We start from the raw sequence: 13,578 nt of genomic DNA, 5'->3' as shown, positions 1-13,578 counted from the left end.
GGTAGGGGGCGCGAGCCAGGCGCACGGCACGACCGCCGTCGCCGTCAACGGCGCGCTCGTCGGCATCCGGCGGTCACCGGCGTCGTCGTGGACCTGCGCCGCTGCGTACGCCTGCGTTACTAGGACGCCAATGCCTGCGGCTCGTTGAGGCGCAGGCTGCGCCGCATCTGCCGGGTTCCGTAGTCGATCATGAAGCTGGCCAGCAGCTCCACGGAGCGCGAGGACACGCAGAGGTCCTCGGTCAGCTGCACGTAGTCGTCCGGGATGCGGCTGCGCAGCAGCGGGGCCGGCTCGTCGGGGAAGTACGCGGCGCGGAACGCCTCGTTGCGCGGCGCGTAGTACTCGCCCACCATCCGCATCACCGCGGGCGAGGCGAGCCGGTAGAGGTCGCGGACCGGCGTCCATCCGCGCTCCTCGACCAGCGGCTGGGAGTGGCGCAGGAACATCCGCGGGTCGAACATCTCGCGCGGCGGGAGCTGGTTGACGATGCGCATGATCACGACCTCCTCGACGGAGGCCGACGCGTTGAGGTCGGGCTCGTCGCGCAGGAGGTCGGCGACGTCGACGCCGGCGAGCGCGTAGAGGTCGGTGCGCGCGTCGCCGCCCTGGAGGTGGTGGCGGTCGAACGGGCGCACGATGACGTTCTCGGCGCCGAAGACGCCGGCCAGCCGGCGCGTCTGGGCCAGGTAGTCGAGGCGGTCGGAGCGGTAGCGGCTGACGAGGAACTCGTCGAGGGTCATCGTCCAGCGGTTGGCCTTGACCGCCTGCGCCCAGCGCGACACGAGCCAGTCGCGCTGGTCGCGGACGTAGGCGATCCCGACGACGCGCAGGTCGTGGCCACGCAGCGCGTCGGCGATCCGCTGCAGCACGGGCAGCGGCGAGCCGATGAGGTACTCGCTGGAGAGCATGAAGCGGTCGGCGTCGAGCTGGGCGAGGTGCACCGCGACGCGCTCGGCGGCGAGCGCCGGGCGCTCGCTCGCGGTGAGGACGCGGCCGTTGCCGCCGCGCGCCTCCTCTTCGGTGAAGCCCATGTCGAGCGGGCTGGGATAGTGGATCCCGCGAGCGCCCAGCGCGTCCCGATGGCGGTCGCCGAGGATCTGGATGGAGCTCGATCCGCAGCGCCCCATCCCGAGGTGGAGGAAGACCGTTCGTTGCATCCGCCGGCACGCTATGCCCGCAGCGACGCAGGGTTGTGACGGGGCGGTGAACCGGCGCGTGCAAGACAATGGCGCGATGGCCTCGATCCGCCTGACGATCGCCTACGACGGCACGCCGTTCGCCGGCTGGGCCCGCCAGCCGGGCCAGCTCACCGTGCAGGGCGAGCTCGAGCGGGCGCTCGCGACCGTCTGCCGGGGGCCCGTGGCGCTCACCGTCGCCGGGCGCACCGACCGCGGCGTGCACGCGTGGCGGCAGGTCGCCTCGTACCCCGGCGCGCTTCCGGATCGCACCGCCGGCGTCAACGCGCTGCTGCCGCCGGAGATCGTGTTGCTCGACGCGCAGCCCGAGCCCGACGGCTTCGACGCCCGCCGCGACGCCCGCTCGCGGACGTACTGCTACCGCGTGCTGGCCCGCCGCGCCCGCGACCCGTTCGAGCAGCGCCGGGCGCTGCACTGGCCCTACCCGGCCGACCTCGGCGCGCTCGAGGCCTGTGCGGCCGCGCTGGTCGGCGAGCACGACTTCACCGCGTTCACGCCCACCGAGACCGATCACGTGCGCTTCGAGCGCGTCGTGTCCGATGCGCGCTGGGACCGCGACGGCGACATCCTGCGCTTCTGGATCACCGCCGACGCGTTCATGCGCAACATGAACCGCGCGCTCGTGGGCACGATGCTCGAGGTGGCCGGCGGCCGGCGCACGCTGGAGGCGTTCACCGAGCTGCTCGAGGGGCGCCCGCGGGCGCAGGCGGGCCCGACGGCCCCGCCGCACGGCCTGTACCTCGCGGGCGTCAGCTACGACGACTGAGCAGGCGGCGCGACGCCGGCCGCGTCTCCTGGCGCTCGAGCCCGTCGCCGATGAGCCAGAACATCGCCGGCCAGAGCCCGACGAACAGCGCGCGCCGCTCGGCGTTGCCGCGCTCGTCCTGATCGACGGTCTTGGCCCGGATCCAGAGGCTGATGCACAGGCCGATCATCGCTCCGGACATCCCGTGCATCTGCCAGCTGCGCAGGCCGGTGGAGTGCAGCGCCTTGGTGAGCATCCCGGGATACCTACCCACCGAGCCGGGGTAGCAGACGAGCGTGCCCCGCCGCCCACCGCCGTCCCGGCGCCTGGCCACCGCGGCCGTGTGGCCAGCCGGGATCCTCATCACGTCGTGGACGTACCTGTGGCGCACCGTGCCGCTGCACCGGCGCGAGCTCGAGGGGCGCTGGGAGGACGACGCGCCGCCGCCGCTGCCGCCCGGCACGCCGCTCGACGAGGTCCAGTTCCCGCAGGACGGGTCGGGCCCGCTCTTTCATCGTCGCTACCGCGCCCGGATCCGCGAGGCGCACATGGACGCGCCCGAGACGATGCGGCGCGTGCGCGCCGACCTCAACGCGGTGGCGCCGTCGAGCCTCGCCCGCTTCCAGAAGGTGATGGGCGACGAGGACGGCCCGCTCGAGGCCGGCGACGAGTACGTCGTGCGCATGCCCGGGCCGTGGGACGGGCCGGTGCGCGTGGTCGAGGCCGACGAGCACGGCTTCCGCTTCGTCACCCTCGACGGGCATCTCGAGGCCGGTCAGATCGCCTGGCGCACCGGCGACGCGCCCGACGGCATGCTCGTGTTCGAGATCGAGTCGTGGGCGCGCCCCGGCGACCCCGTCTCGGCGCTGGTCCACCACCGCCTGCGGATGGCCAAGGAGGTCCAGCTGCACATGTGGACGAGCGTCTGCGAGAAGGTCACCCGGCTCAGCGGCGGGCGGCTCACGGGCGGGGTCGACATCGAGACGCGCGTGGTCGAGGAGGGCTGAGCTCCGGGCCCGCTCCTATCCTGGATGGCGTGCGTGTACTCCTGACCAACGACGACGGGGTCTGGGCCGACGGACTGCAGGCGCTGCGGCGCGAGCTGCTCGGCGTCCCGGACATCCAGCTCGTCGTCATCGCGCCGGACGGCAACCGCTCGGCGATGGCCCGCTCGATCACGACGCGCCGGCCCCTGTGGGTCGAGCGGGTCGACTTCGGCGACGGCACCCACGGCTACGCGACCGACGGCACGCCGGTCGACTGCGTGCGCCTGGCCAAGCTCGGACTCGTCGAGGACTTCGAAGCCGAGGCCGTCATCGCGGGCATCAACCACGGCTCGAACCTCGGCGATGACGTCACGTACTCCGGGACGGTCGCGGCCGCGCTGGAGGGCGTCCTCCTCGGCCTGCCGGCGATCGCGGTCTCCCAGCAGTCGGCCAACCGCGAGATGGACTTCCGCCTCGGCCGCGAGTTCGACTTCCAGGTCGCCGCGAAGTTCGCCGCGAGCCTGGTCGATCGCCTCGACGAGGTCCCGCTGCCGCCGGGCACGCTGCTGAACGTCAACGTGCCCGGGGCACACCCCCAGGGCGTCTCCGTGACGAAGATGGGCAAGCGGATCTACCGCGACGAGCTGCGGCTGAAGGCCGAGGACGGGGAGCGCCGCCAGTACTGGATCTACGGGACCGACCACGGCTTCCACGACGGCGAGGACACCGACCTCGCCGCCGTCGCGGAGGGCCGCATCGCGGTCACGCCGCTGCATTTCGATCTGACCGACGTCGCGGGCATGGACGCCCTGCGCCAGTACGACCTCGAGCACATGGTCGCGCCCGCCGCGCAGGAGGTCGATGGGTGAGCCGGCGCGGCGATCGCGCCGCCCGCGCGGCGGAGCTGCGCGCCGAGTTGCAGGACCACGCCGAGCGCTACTACGTCCACGACGACCCGGTCATCGGCGACGACGAGTACGACGCGCTCTACGGCGAGCTCAAGGCCCTCGAGGAGGCCGACCCGTCGCTCGTCACGGCGGACTCGCCGACGCAGCGGGTCGGCGGCCTCGCGCCGGTCAGCCGCCTCGAGAAGGTCACCCACGCGCAGCCGATGCTCTCGCTGGCCAACGCGCGCAGCGAGGAGGAGCTGCGCGACTGGGTGCAGCGGATGCGCAACCACCTCGCGCGCGAGGGCATCGAGGACCCGGTCTTCCGGTTCGTCTGCGAGCCGAAGATCGACGGGCTCGCGATCTCGCTGCTCTACCGCGACGGCGGGCTCGAGCGCGGCGCGACCCGCGGTGACGGGACGGTCGGCGAGGACGTCACGCACAACCTGCGCACGATCGCCGCGATCCCGGCTCGCCTCGAGGACGCGCCGCCGCTGCTCGAGGTGCGTGGCGAGGTCTACATGGCGCTCACCGACTTCCAGGCCCTCAACGAGCGCCGCGCCGAGGCGGGCGAGTCGACGTTCATGAACCCGCGCAACGCCGCGGCGGGGACGATCCGCCAGCTCGACCCGAACCTCGCCGCCCAGCGCCCGCTGTCGATGTGGGCCTACGGGGTCGGCGTCACCGAGGGCGTGTCGTTCGCGCGCCACTCCGACGCGCTTGCCTGGCTGCGCGAGCGCGGCTTCCCCGTCAACGAGGACATCGTCGTACGCGACGGCGAGGACGAGGTGGTCGCGCAGTGCCTCGGGTGGCAGGAGCGGCGGGGCTCGCTGGACTTCGAGATCGACGGCGTCGTCGTCAAGGTCGACGACGCCGAGCTGCAGCGCCGGCTCGGGGTGGTCGGGCGCGACCCGCGCTGGGCGATCGCCTGGAAGTTCCCGCCGACCACGAAGGTGACCAGGCTGCTGCGCGTCGACTGGAACGTCGGCAAGTTCGGCGACCTGCACCCGTTCGCCGTCCTCGAGCCGGTGCCGGTCGGCGGCGTGACCGTCAAGCTCGCCACGCTGCACAACGAGGAGGACCTCGCCCGCAAGGACCTGCGCGTGGGCGACGAGGTCATCGTCCTGCGCGCCGGCGACGTGATCCCCCAGGTCGTCTCGCCGGCGCCCCACGTGGCCGAGCGCACCGATCGCGGGCCGCTCCCGCGCCCGCCCGAGCGCTGCCCGGACTGCGGCACCCGCACGGTCAAGCCCGAGGGCGCGGTCTTCACGAAGTGCCCGAACCGCAAGGGCTGCCCGGGGCAGCAGTGGCAGCTGACCAAGCACTTCGTCTCGCGCGGGGCGATGGACGTCGAGGGCCTCGGCGAGCTGCAGGTGCAGCGGTTGCTCGACGCGGGCGTGATCTCGAGCGTCGCCGACCTCTACGACCTGACCGCCGAGCGGATCGCGCAGCTCGAGGGCTACGGCGAGGTGTCGGCCCGCAACCTCGTCGCCGCGATCGAGCGCTCCAAGGAGGTGCCGTTCGGGCGCGTGCTGTTCGCGCTCGGCCTCGAGGAGGTCGGCTTCGTCACCGGGCGCAACCTCGCCCAGCGGTTCCGCTCGATCGACGCGCTGCTGGAGGCGACCCCGGACCAGATCGCGCAGACGCCGGGCATCGGCGAGAAGATGGCGGCGACGATCTACGAGCAGCTGCAGGACGACGACATGCGGGCCCTGATCGCGGCCCTGCGGGCGCGGGGGGTGCGCTTCGAGGAGGAGGGCCCGCCGCCCGGCGACGGGCCGCTGTCCGGACGGACGTTCGTGCTGACCGGCACGCTGCCCGAGCTGACGCGGGAGGAGGCGACCGCGCGGATCGTCGCCGCCGGCGGCCGCGTGACCTCCTCGGTGTCGAAGAAGACCGACTACGTTGTGGCCGGCGACTCGCCCGGCTCGAAGCTCGCGAAGGCCGAGCGGCTCGGCGTCGACGTCGTCGACGAGAACGGGCTGCTCGCGCTGCTCGGCGGCGTGTGATCAGACCGCGGGCTGCAGCTCGGACGTGCAGAAGGCGCAGCGGTGGGCCGCCTTGGGCACGTCGCTGAGGCACTCCGGGCACTGGCGCGTCGTCTCGTCGACCGGCTTGCCGGACCGGCGCATCTCGTTGAGCCGGTTGACCGGCACCACGACGAAGAAGAACACGGCGGCCGCGATCGACACGAACGAGATGACCGCGTTGAGGAACGAGCCGTAGCGGAAGACCGAGCCGTTGATCGTGAACGTCAGGTTCGAGAAGTCCGGCTTGCCGATGATCGCGGCGATGATCGGCGTGATGATGTCCGCCACCAGCGACGCGACCACCGCTCCGAAGGCCGCTCCGATCACGACCGCGACGGCCAGGTCGATGACGTTGCCACGCAGGAGGAACTGCCGGAACTCCTTGAGCATGGCGGCAGGCTATACCGAAGATCCGGGCGTGTCACTCAACTCGCGAGCTGTGCGATCGCGGCGACCATGCGGTCCTGGACGCTGTGGGCGGTCCAGACGCTCACGTTGTTCATGAGGATCGCGAAGGCGACCTGCCCGGCCGGCGTGTCGCAGACGCCCGCGATGTTGGAGACGTTGCTCAGCGTTCCGGTCTTGCCGTGGCAGCGTCCCGCCGCGGGCGTGCCCTTCATGCGGTTGGCGAGCGTGCCGGTGCGTCCGACCGTCGAGAGCGAGTCGAGGAACGTGCCGCCTTCCTCGCCGCCCGCCATCGTTGCCAGCAGCTGCACGACCTGTCGTGGCTGCGTGCGATCCGAGCGTGACAGCCCGGAGCCGTCGACGACGGTGGGGGCGATCTCGAGCTCCTCCATCTGCTCCTTTACCACGCGGGCGCCGGCGTCGGTGCTGCCCTCGTCGCCGAAGCTCGCGCCGAGGTTCTTCAGCAGCGTCTCGGCGTAGTAGTTGTCGGAGGGGATGTTCGTGCGCGCGATGAGCTCGGACATGGGCACCGACGAGGACGTCGCCAGCTCCACGGCGTCCTCGGGCGCCGTCCCGAGCTTGCTGCGCCCGCTGACCGGCACGTCGCGCTTCTCCAGGGCGGCGCGCAGGGCGTCGGCGGCGACGGCGGCCGGGCGCTTCTGCCAGCCGCCGCGGACGTAGCCGCGGTCCGCGACGAGGCCGCCGAGCTGACCGCCGATCTCGGAGTCCAGGCGCCCGCCGGTGGCCGCGGAGCCGCGCAGGGCGTCGAACCGGCTCTCGTCGCCGATGACGCTGCCGCGCACGCGGGTCAGGTCGAGATCCGCGGCGAGCTGGGCGATGCGCGTCGAGGACAGGGTCGGATCGCCGCCTCCGACGAGGTACAGGTTGCCGCGCAGGACGCCGTTCTCGTCGATCTCGCCGTCGGTCACGACCGTCGTGTCCAGCCGGGTGCTCGCGCCGAAGCGCAGCAGCGCCGTCGACGTCACGAAGAGCTTGTTGACCGACGCCGGGATCAGGGAGCGGTCGGCCCGGCGGGAGTACAGCGGCGTGTCGCCGTCGAGGGCCATGACGTAGACGCCGGAGCTGGCCGGGACCTTGCGGATCTGGGCGCTGAGCGCCGAGCGCAGCTGGCCGGGGGAGATCGCCGCGGCGGGCGCGACGGGCACGGCGAGGGCGGCGGCGAGGACGAGCCCCAGGAGCAGGCGAAGGCGGAACACGTAGGACTGTGACACCCCGCGGGCGCGCGGGTTGCGGTGTCGGGGCAGCGTAGAATCCCTTTCGATGGACAACGTCGTACCCCTGCCCGCCAAGAAGTCGCGCGGCGCGCGACGGGCGCGCAAGCGGTCCAAGACGGCGCTCGTGCTCGGCGGCGGCGGGTTCACCGGCGCGGTCTACGAGATCGGCGCGCTGCGCGCCCTCGATCTGCTCTCGGTCAACCGGACGGTCAACCAGTTCGACGTCTACGTCGGCACGTCCGCGGGGTCGTTCGTCGCCGCCCTCACCGCCAACGGCGTGACGCCCGAGGAGATGATGCGGGTCGTCAACCAGCAGGTGCCGACGGCGTTTCGCGACATCGACGTCGGCACGGTCCTGCGGCCGAACCTGCTCGCGTGGGCGAGGAAGGGCGCGCTGCTGCCACTGCGCACCGCGACGGTCCTGCGCCAGATGGTGGGGCACCTCGGCTCGGTCTCGGTGATGGACCTGCTGCTCGGGCTGGGCGAGGGGCTGCCGGCCGGGTTCTACTCGGGCGCCGGCATCGAGCGCTACATCCGCGACGTGCTCTCGGATCCGGACCGCTCCGACGACTTCCGCTTCCTCGACTCCGAGCTGTACCTGACGGCGACGGACCTCGACACATGCGAGCGGATCGTCTTCGGGGCCGACGGGTGGGACGACGTGCCGATCTCGACCGCCGTGCGCGCCTCGACGGCGCTCCCGATGGTCTACGAGCCGGTGCAGGTCGGCGATCGCGAGCTCGTCGACGGCGGGATCGTCTCGACGACGAACCTCGACATCGCGGTCGAGGCGGGCGCCAAGCTCATCGTGGTGGTCAACCCGCTCGTGCCCTACGTCAACGACTTCTCCAAGACGGTCCCGACGCTGATGGGCCAGCGCCCGCGCCGGGTGTCGGACATGGGCTTCCCGCAGATCGGCTACCAGGTGTTCAAGCTGCTGGCCTACCAGCGCCTGCACGAGATGGCGCGCCAGTGGGAGCAGCGCTACCCGGGCGTCGACATCATCCTGATCGAGCCGGAGCCCGACGACGAGCTGATGTTCGAGACGTCGGTCATGAACTTCGCGTCGCGGGTCGACATCGCGCGCCACGGATTCGAATCGGTGACGATGAAGCTCGCCGCCGACTACGACCACTACCGCGAGATCTGCGAGCGTCACGGGATCGACATCTCGGCGAAGCGCGTGCGCAAGGTCATGAAGCACTTCGCGTCGCCGGAGACCGAGAAGACGCGGGCGTGGCGGAAGATCCTCGAGCAGACGACGGGCGCGCTGCTGCGTCAGTCGGCGAACGACTGACGGCGGCGCCGGCGCCGTTCAGCGCAGCCGCGCGACCAGCGCGCGGCGGCTGCGGACGCCGACCTTCGCGAAGATCGTCTTGAGGCGGTCCTGCACCGTGTAGGGCGAGATGAAGAGGTCGGCGGCGATCGCCTTCGTCGACTCGCCGGCGAGGACGAGCTCGCAGACCTCGCGTTCGCCCGGGGTGAGGCCGAAGCCCGACAGCAGCAGCGGGGCGAGCTCGGGTGGGGTCGCCGGCTGGAGGATGATCGCCACGCGGCCGCCGGCCCCGCCGGCGCCGGCGGTGACCGAGCCGTGCAGCGACACCCAGCAGCCGTCACCGCCGCGCAGACGGGCGCGCGGGACCGCCGTGAGCGCGCCGGCGGCGCTCGCGCGGGCCCAGGCGGAGAGGAGCTGCAGGATCTCGGGGACGGGCTCGTCCGGGCGCTCGCTGTCGGCGACCCGCCGCAGCCAGATCGCGGCGCCGGGCGTGGCCTCGACGATGCGGTCGCGCTCATCGAGGACGACGAGGGCGGGCGCCTCGGAAGCGGCGGTCATCGTCACGCCCTCACCGATGGTGGCGGCGCGCAGGCCGGCGGCGAGGTGGCGCGACGCGCGGGCGACGAGCGCCGCCTCCTGCGCGGTGAAGTCGCTGCGGTCGGGGCCGCGGAAGAGGTGCAGGAAGCCCCAGGTCGCGCCGTCGGCGACGGTGGCGGCGCGCAGTTCGTGCCGGATGCCCATCGGGCCGAGGAGCTCGCGATGGCGGCGGCTGCGTGTGACGTCGCCGCCGGTCAGGTGCGAGGTGACGGCGACCGGCATGTCCTGGCGCACCAGCTCGGCGTGCTTGGCGACGTCGCGCTCGCCGTACTCGTTGCGGTAGAGCGCGCCGGCCTGGCTGCGGTCGACGCCGTCGGTCGTGTGGTCGACCATCGCGAGCGTCTCCGGGTCCGCCGCCGCGAAGCAGTAGCCGTCGACCGGGACCGCCCGGCTGAGGACCGTCATCGCCTGGCGGCGCAGCGTGGGGGAGTCGAGCCCGCGCCGGCTCAGGTCTGCGATCGCGCGCTCCGTGCGTTCGGGTGAGGCCACCATGCCGCCGAGGATCGTGGCAGGCGAGGCGAGGCGTCTCAAGCGATGACCCAGATTTGTGGGGGGAAATCGCGCCCGCGCGCCCGCGCGCCCGCGGGCCCGCGCACCGGCGCACCCGCGCACCGGCGCACCCGCGCACCCGCGCACCCGCGCACCCGCGCACCCGCGCCGAGCGTCGACTTTCTCAGCCCACGGCGCAGAAACTCGACGCTCGGCGCTGCGGGCGGCGCTCAGCCGCGCAGGATCGCCGCGAGCGCGGGCGGCGCTCAGCCGCGCAGGATCGCCGCGAGCGCGTCGCGCAGGCGGTCGCCGGCCGCCTCGTCCTGCACCGCCACGCGAATGCGGTCGGGGTCGCCGAACCGGCCGCCCTCGGCGACGCGGATCTTCGCGCGGGTCTCGAGCTCGTGGGCGAGCCCCGCGCCATCGAAGCCGTCGGCGCCCAGCCACAGGAGGTTCGCCTCGCTCGGCGCCACGGAGAGGCCCAGCGCCTCCAGCTCGCCGGCGAGCCGCGCCCGCTCGATCCGCACGGCCTCGACGCGGCGCGCCATGTGCGCATCCGTTGCGCGCAGCGCCTCCAGGGCGCCCGCCTGCGCCAGCTCGTTGACGCCCAGCTCGGGCTCCACGCGCTCGAGCAGCGGCTCGCTGTCCGGCCCGCCGACCGCGTAGCCGATCCGCAGCCCGGCCAGCCCCCACGCCTTCGAGAACGAGCGGAAGACGAGCAGCCGCGGGAACTCCTCGACGAGCCCGGCCGCGCTCGACGGCGCGTACTCCACGAGCGCCTCGTCGAGCAGCACGACCACGCGCTCGGGCAGCGCCGACAGCAGCGCCCGCAGCGCCGCCTCGTCGAGCCACTCGCCGGTCGGGTCGTTCGGGTTGCAGAGGGCGACGATCCGGGTGCGGTCGGTCAGCGCGGCGACGATCGCCTCCGCCGGCCGGCCCGACGCGGCGCCGACCGGCACCGCCGAGCCGCCCGCCCGCCGCGCCAGCACGGGCAGCAGCGGGTACGAGGGCCACGGCGTGACGAGCTCGTCGCCCGGCTCGATGAGCGCCTGGGCCGCAGAGCCGAGCAGCTGCGCCGCGCCGTTGCCGACGACCACGCGCGTGGCCGGGAGGCCCAGCCGGTGCGCGAGCTCGGAGCGTAACTCGGCGGCATGCGGCTCGCGATAGCGGTGCAGCCCGCGCCGCGCGACGTAGGTGACCGCGTTGACGACCACCGACGGCGGCAGCTCCGGCCATGTGAGCGCCGACAGGTCGAGGGGCTCGACGCGCGACAGCGCCTGCCGGCGGCGCTCGGCCGCTCGCTCGCGCAGCTCGGCCGAGACCTCCTCCGGCGGCTGCTCCTCGAACTGCCGGTAGTAGTCCAGCAGGCCCATCTCGGACTAGGAGCCGGGCATCGACGTCGAGCCCAGCCCGGCGATGAACACCAGCCAGATCACGAACGCGGTGCCGCCGACCACCGCGCACACGCCGAACATCGGCCCGATGATCCCCTTGCGCTGGTCGTGGCCTGCCGCGCGCCGGACGAGCAGCCACCATCCGTCGAGCTTCTTGAGCACGATCAGGCCGGTGAACAGCCCGGCGATGCAGAGGGCGAACGCGGCGACGATCGCCAGGAAGATGCGCTGGCCGCCGTCGCCGCTGATGCGCGAGGCGATCCACAGCGCCCCGGCCGGGATCGGTCCCCAGAACAGGAGGTTGACCACGGCCATCCCCGCCGCGATCAGCAGCGCGAGCGCATCGTCGACGTGCTGGCGCCGCGACGAGCCGCGTTGCGGCATTCCCCGGTAGCGAACCGGGGCGGTTCCCGGACGGCGGCCGGTGAACAGCCCGCCGGTGTCGGTGGGATCGGTGCGCATCGAGGCTGACGGTAGCGGCGCGGGCGCCTGCGCCCTACCGCCCCGCGTAGAGCTCGTCGAAGCGGCCGGCGTACATCTCGTTGACCACGTTGCGCTTGACCTTGAGGGTCGGCGTCAGCTCGCCGGTCTCCTGGGACAGGTCATGGTCGAGGATGAAGAACCGCTTGACCTGCTCGACCTGGGCGTACCTCGCGTTCGCGCGGTCGAGCTCGCCCTGGATGAGCTCGAGCACCAGAGGATCGCGCGCGAGCGCGGCCATCGAGGTGTCCTCGATGTCGTGCTGCTGCGCCCAGGGGACGATCTCCTCCTCGTCGAGCGTGATGAGCATCGACGGGAACGGCCGCCGATCGCCGTGCATCACCGCCTGGGAGATCCAGCGCGACTGCTTGAGGTCGTTCTCCATGTTCGCCGGCGTCAGGTTCTTGCCGCCCGCGGTGATGATGATGTCCTTCTTGCGGCCGGTGATCGAGAGGTAGCCGTCCGCGTCGAGCGAGCCCAGGTCGCCGGTGTGCAGCCAGCCGTCGACCACCGCGCCGAACGACGCGTCCTCGTTGCGGTAGTAGCCGCGGAAGATGTTCGCGCCGCGGATGAGCACCTCGCCGTCGTCGCCGATCGCCAGCTCCACGCCCGGCAGCGCCCGGCCGACCGTCCCGAACTTGTGGTTCTCCGGCGTGGAGACCGTCGCCGCCGTGGCGGTCTCGGTCATGCCGTAGCCCTCCATGACCGGTACGCCGCAGGCCCAGAAGAACTCGAGGATCTCCTTGGCGATCGGCGCCGCCCCCGTGATCGCCTCGCGCAGGCGCCCGCCGAACGCCGCGCGCACGTTGGCGAACAGCTTCGCGTCGAACTGGTCGTAGGCGGCCTGCAGCTCGGCCGGGACGTCCTGGCCGGCGACGCGCAGGTCCTGCACCCGGCCGCCGACCGCGACGGCCTGGGCGAGCATCTCCGGCTCGACGTTCGCCGAGACGAGCGTGTAGATCTTCTCGAAGATCCGCGGCACGGAGGGCAGGTAGGTCGGCTTGGCCTGCGAGAGCTCGGCGACGATCTGCTTCGTGTCGCCGCCCCAGTAGGCGATCGCCGTGCCCTGGTCGAACGCGGCGAGCTGGATCAGCAGCGCGAACGAGTGGGCGAGTGGCAGGAAGAGGTAGACGAGGTCGTCGGGGCCGCGGAACAGCTCCCGCTCGGCGACCATGTCGACGATCGCGCGGTAGTTGCCGTGGGCGAGCACGCAGCCCTTCGGCGGCCCGGTCGTCCCCGACGTGTAGATGATCGTGTACGGGTCGTCGGGGCCGACGGCGTTCCAGCGCGCCTCGAGCTCGGCACGCTCGTGGCGGCGGCCGCGCTCGCGCAGCTCGTCGAGCGTGATCGCGTCGCCCTCCGCTGCGCCCTCCATCACGACAACATGGCGCAGGAGCGCAAGCCGGTCGCGGATCTCAGCGACCTTGGCGAGCTGCTCGGGGTCCTCGCAGAAGATCGCGACCGCCTCCGAGTTGCCGATCACCCACTCGCACTCCTCCGGCGAGTTCGTCTGGTAGATCGGCACGACGATCCCGCCGGCCATCGTGATGCCGAAGTCCACATAGGACCACTCGGCGCGCGTCTTGGCGAGGATGCAGACTCGGTCGCCGGCGGCGATGCCCAGGTCCACGAGCCCCAGCCCGATCTCCTGGGCGATCGCCCCCAGCTCAGCGAACGACCGGTCCCGCCACTTGTCGCCGTCGCGGTAGCGCACCGCCGTGCGGGCGCCGAACAGCTCTGCGGCACGCGGCAGCAGATCGGCGATCGTCTTCGACCCGGTCCGCTCGGGGGTCGACGCGGTCGACGCGGTGGCCTCCATCCCTTTCCTCCTCCGTCGGGAACCGGAGGCCGATGCTAC

13 protein-coding genes are annotated in these 13,578 nt (G+C 72.6%); 5 read left to right on the top strand and 8 right to left on the bottom strand.

What is annotated here, in order from left to right; translation table 11 throughout:
• Positions 1 to 119 precede the first annotated feature (119 nt).
• On the bottom strand, positions 120 to 1,157 hold the full coding sequence (locus DSM104329_RS23260) for a hypothetical protein (RefSeq protein WP_259312244.1): 1,038 nt from the start codon (positions 1,155 to 1,157) through the stop codon (positions 120 to 122).
• A 76-nt stretch (positions 1,158 to 1,233) separates the two neighbouring features.
• On the opposite strand from DSM104329_RS23260, the gene truA reads away from it, so the two are divergent.
• A complete protein-coding gene (gene truA, locus DSM104329_RS23255) occupies positions 1,234 to 1,962 on the top strand; it encodes a tRNA pseudouridine(38-40) synthase TruA (RefSeq protein ID WP_259312243.1) in 729 nt (242 codons plus the stop codon).
• On the opposite strand, the gene DSM104329_RS23250 is transcribed toward truA, so the two are convergent.
• Positions 1,946 to 2,197, bottom strand: a complete 252-nt coding sequence (locus DSM104329_RS23250; RefSeq protein ID WP_259312242.1) for a hypothetical protein — start codon at positions 2,195 to 2,197, stop codon at positions 1,946 to 1,948. The two genes, truA and DSM104329_RS23250, sit on opposite strands and share 17 nt — an antisense overlap.
• Before the next feature lie 40 nt (positions 2,198 to 2,237).
• Between DSM104329_RS23250 and DSM104329_RS23245 the strand changes: the two genes are divergently transcribed.
• From DSM104329_RS23245 to ligA, 3 genes are read left to right on the top strand one after another with little or no spacing between them, the layout of a single operon-like run.
• Positions 2,238 to 2,948, top strand: a complete 711-nt coding sequence (locus tag DSM104329_RS23245) for a DUF1990 domain-containing protein (protein ID WP_259312241.1) — start codon at positions 2,238 to 2,240, stop codon at positions 2,946 to 2,948.
• A 29-nt stretch (positions 2,949 to 2,977) separates the two neighbouring features.
• Positions 2,978 to 3,796: a 5'/3'-nucleotidase SurE gene (gene surE / locus DSM104329_RS23240; protein ID WP_259312240.1), complete on the top strand. Its 819-nt coding sequence runs from the start codon at positions 2,978 to 2,980 to the stop codon at positions 3,794 to 3,796.
• Positions 3,793 to 5,823 carry an NAD-dependent DNA ligase LigA gene (gene ligA, locus DSM104329_RS23235; RefSeq protein WP_259312239.1) on the top strand — a complete coding sequence of 677 codons (2,031 nt, stop codon included), beginning with the start codon at positions 3,793 to 3,795 and terminating at the stop codon, positions 5,821 to 5,823. The genes surE and ligA overlap by 4 nt, the downstream gene beginning before the upstream one ends.
• Here the strand turns inward: ligA and mscL are convergent, their stop codons facing one another.
• Both mscL and dacB read right to left on the bottom strand, forming a co-directional pair.
• Positions 5,824 to 6,234 (bottom strand): large conductance mechanosensitive channel protein MscL, encoded by a 411-nt coding sequence (gene mscL, locus DSM104329_RS23230; RefSeq protein ID WP_259312238.1) that lies wholly within the window; start codon positions 6,232 to 6,234, stop codon positions 5,824 to 5,826.
• 35 nt (positions 6,235 to 6,269) lie between these two features.
• Positions 6,270 to 7,481 (bottom strand): D-alanyl-D-alanine carboxypeptidase/D-alanyl-D-alanine endopeptidase, encoded by a 1,212-nt coding sequence (dacB, locus tag DSM104329_RS23225; RefSeq protein ID WP_259312237.1) that lies wholly within the window; start codon positions 7,479 to 7,481, stop codon positions 6,270 to 6,272.
• Positions 7,482 to 7,530: 49 nt separating this feature from the next.
• On the opposite strand from dacB, the gene DSM104329_RS23220 reads away from it, so the two are divergent.
• A complete protein-coding gene (locus DSM104329_RS23220; protein ID WP_259312236.1) occupies positions 7,531 to 8,781 on the top strand; it encodes a patatin-like phospholipase family protein in 1,251 nt (416 codons plus the stop codon).
• Between the two features lie 18 nt (positions 8,782 to 8,799).
• On the opposite strand, the gene DSM104329_RS23215 is transcribed toward DSM104329_RS23220, so the two are convergent.
• The 4 genes from DSM104329_RS23215 to DSM104329_RS23200 all read right to left on the bottom strand — a co-directional run bounded on the left by DSM104329_RS23215 (position 8,800) and on the right by DSM104329_RS23200 (position 13,539).
• Positions 8,800 to 9,849, bottom strand: coding sequence for a helix-turn-helix transcriptional regulator (locus DSM104329_RS23215; RefSeq protein ID WP_259312235.1), 1,050 nt, complete (start codon positions 9,847 to 9,849; stop codon positions 8,800 to 8,802).
• Positions 9,850 to 10,112: 263 nt separating this feature from the next.
• Positions 10,113 to 11,219, bottom strand: a complete 1,107-nt coding sequence (locus DSM104329_RS23210; RefSeq protein ID WP_259312234.1) for a pyridoxal phosphate-dependent aminotransferase — start codon at positions 11,217 to 11,219, stop codon at positions 10,113 to 10,115.
• Positions 11,220 to 11,225: 6 nt separating this feature from the next.
• The gene (locus DSM104329_RS23205) at positions 11,226 to 11,702 is read right to left on the bottom strand and encodes a hypothetical protein (protein ID WP_259312233.1); all 477 of its coding nucleotides are present in this window, start codon (positions 11,700 to 11,702) and stop codon (positions 11,226 to 11,228) included.
• A gap of 34 nt (positions 11,703 to 11,736) precedes the next feature.
• Positions 11,737 to 13,539, bottom strand: a complete 1,803-nt coding sequence (locus tag DSM104329_RS23200) for an AMP-dependent synthetase/ligase (protein WP_259312232.1) — start codon at positions 13,537 to 13,539, stop codon at positions 11,737 to 11,739.
• Positions 13,540 to 13,578 lie beyond the last annotated feature (39 nt).

The organism is Capillimicrobium parvum (genome assembly GCF_021172045.1).
Lineage (GTDB): Bacteria > Actinomycetota > Thermoleophilia > Solirubrobacterales > Solirubrobacteraceae > Capillimicrobium > Capillimicrobium parvum.
This window is presented reverse-complemented; position numbering and strand designations above follow the sequence as displayed.

What these genes read in the sequence shown, in the direction of transcription:
- DSM104329_RS23260 (WP_259312244.1), bottom strand. Translation starts at nt 1,157, where the DNA reads ATGCAACGAACGGTCTTCCTCCACCTCGGGATGGGGCGCTGCGGATCG.
- truA (WP_259312243.1), top strand. Translation starts at nt 1,234, where the DNA reads ATGGCCTCGATCCGCCTGACGATCGCCTACGACGGCACGCCGTTCGCC.
- DSM104329_RS23250 (WP_259312242.1), bottom strand. Translation starts at nt 2,197, where the DNA reads ATGCTCACCAAGGCGCTGCACTCCACCGGCCTGCGCAGCTGGCAGATG.
- mscL (WP_259312238.1), bottom strand. Translation starts at nt 6,234, where the DNA reads ATGCTCAAGGAGTTCCGGCAGTTCCTCCTGCGTGGCAACGTCATCGAC.
- DSM104329_RS23220 (WP_259312236.1), top strand. Translation starts at nt 7,531, where the DNA reads ATGGACAACGTCGTACCCCTGCCCGCCAAGAAGTCGCGCGGCGCGCGA.
- DSM104329_RS23215 (WP_259312235.1), bottom strand. Translation starts at nt 9,849, where the DNA reads ATGGTGGCCTCACCCGAACGCACGGAGCGCGCGATCGCAGACCTGAGC.
- DSM104329_RS23210 (WP_259312234.1), bottom strand. Translation starts at nt 11,219, where the DNA reads ATGGGCCTGCTGGACTACTACCGGCAGTTCGAGGAGCAGCCGCCGGAG.
- DSM104329_RS23205 (WP_259312233.1), bottom strand. Translation starts at nt 11,702, where the DNA reads ATGCGCACCGATCCCACCGACACCGGCGGGCTGTTCACCGGCCGCCGT.
- DSM104329_RS23200 (WP_259312232.1), bottom strand. Translation starts at nt 13,539, where the DNA reads ATGGAGGCCACCGCGTCGACCGCGTCGACCCCCGAGCGGACCGGGTCG.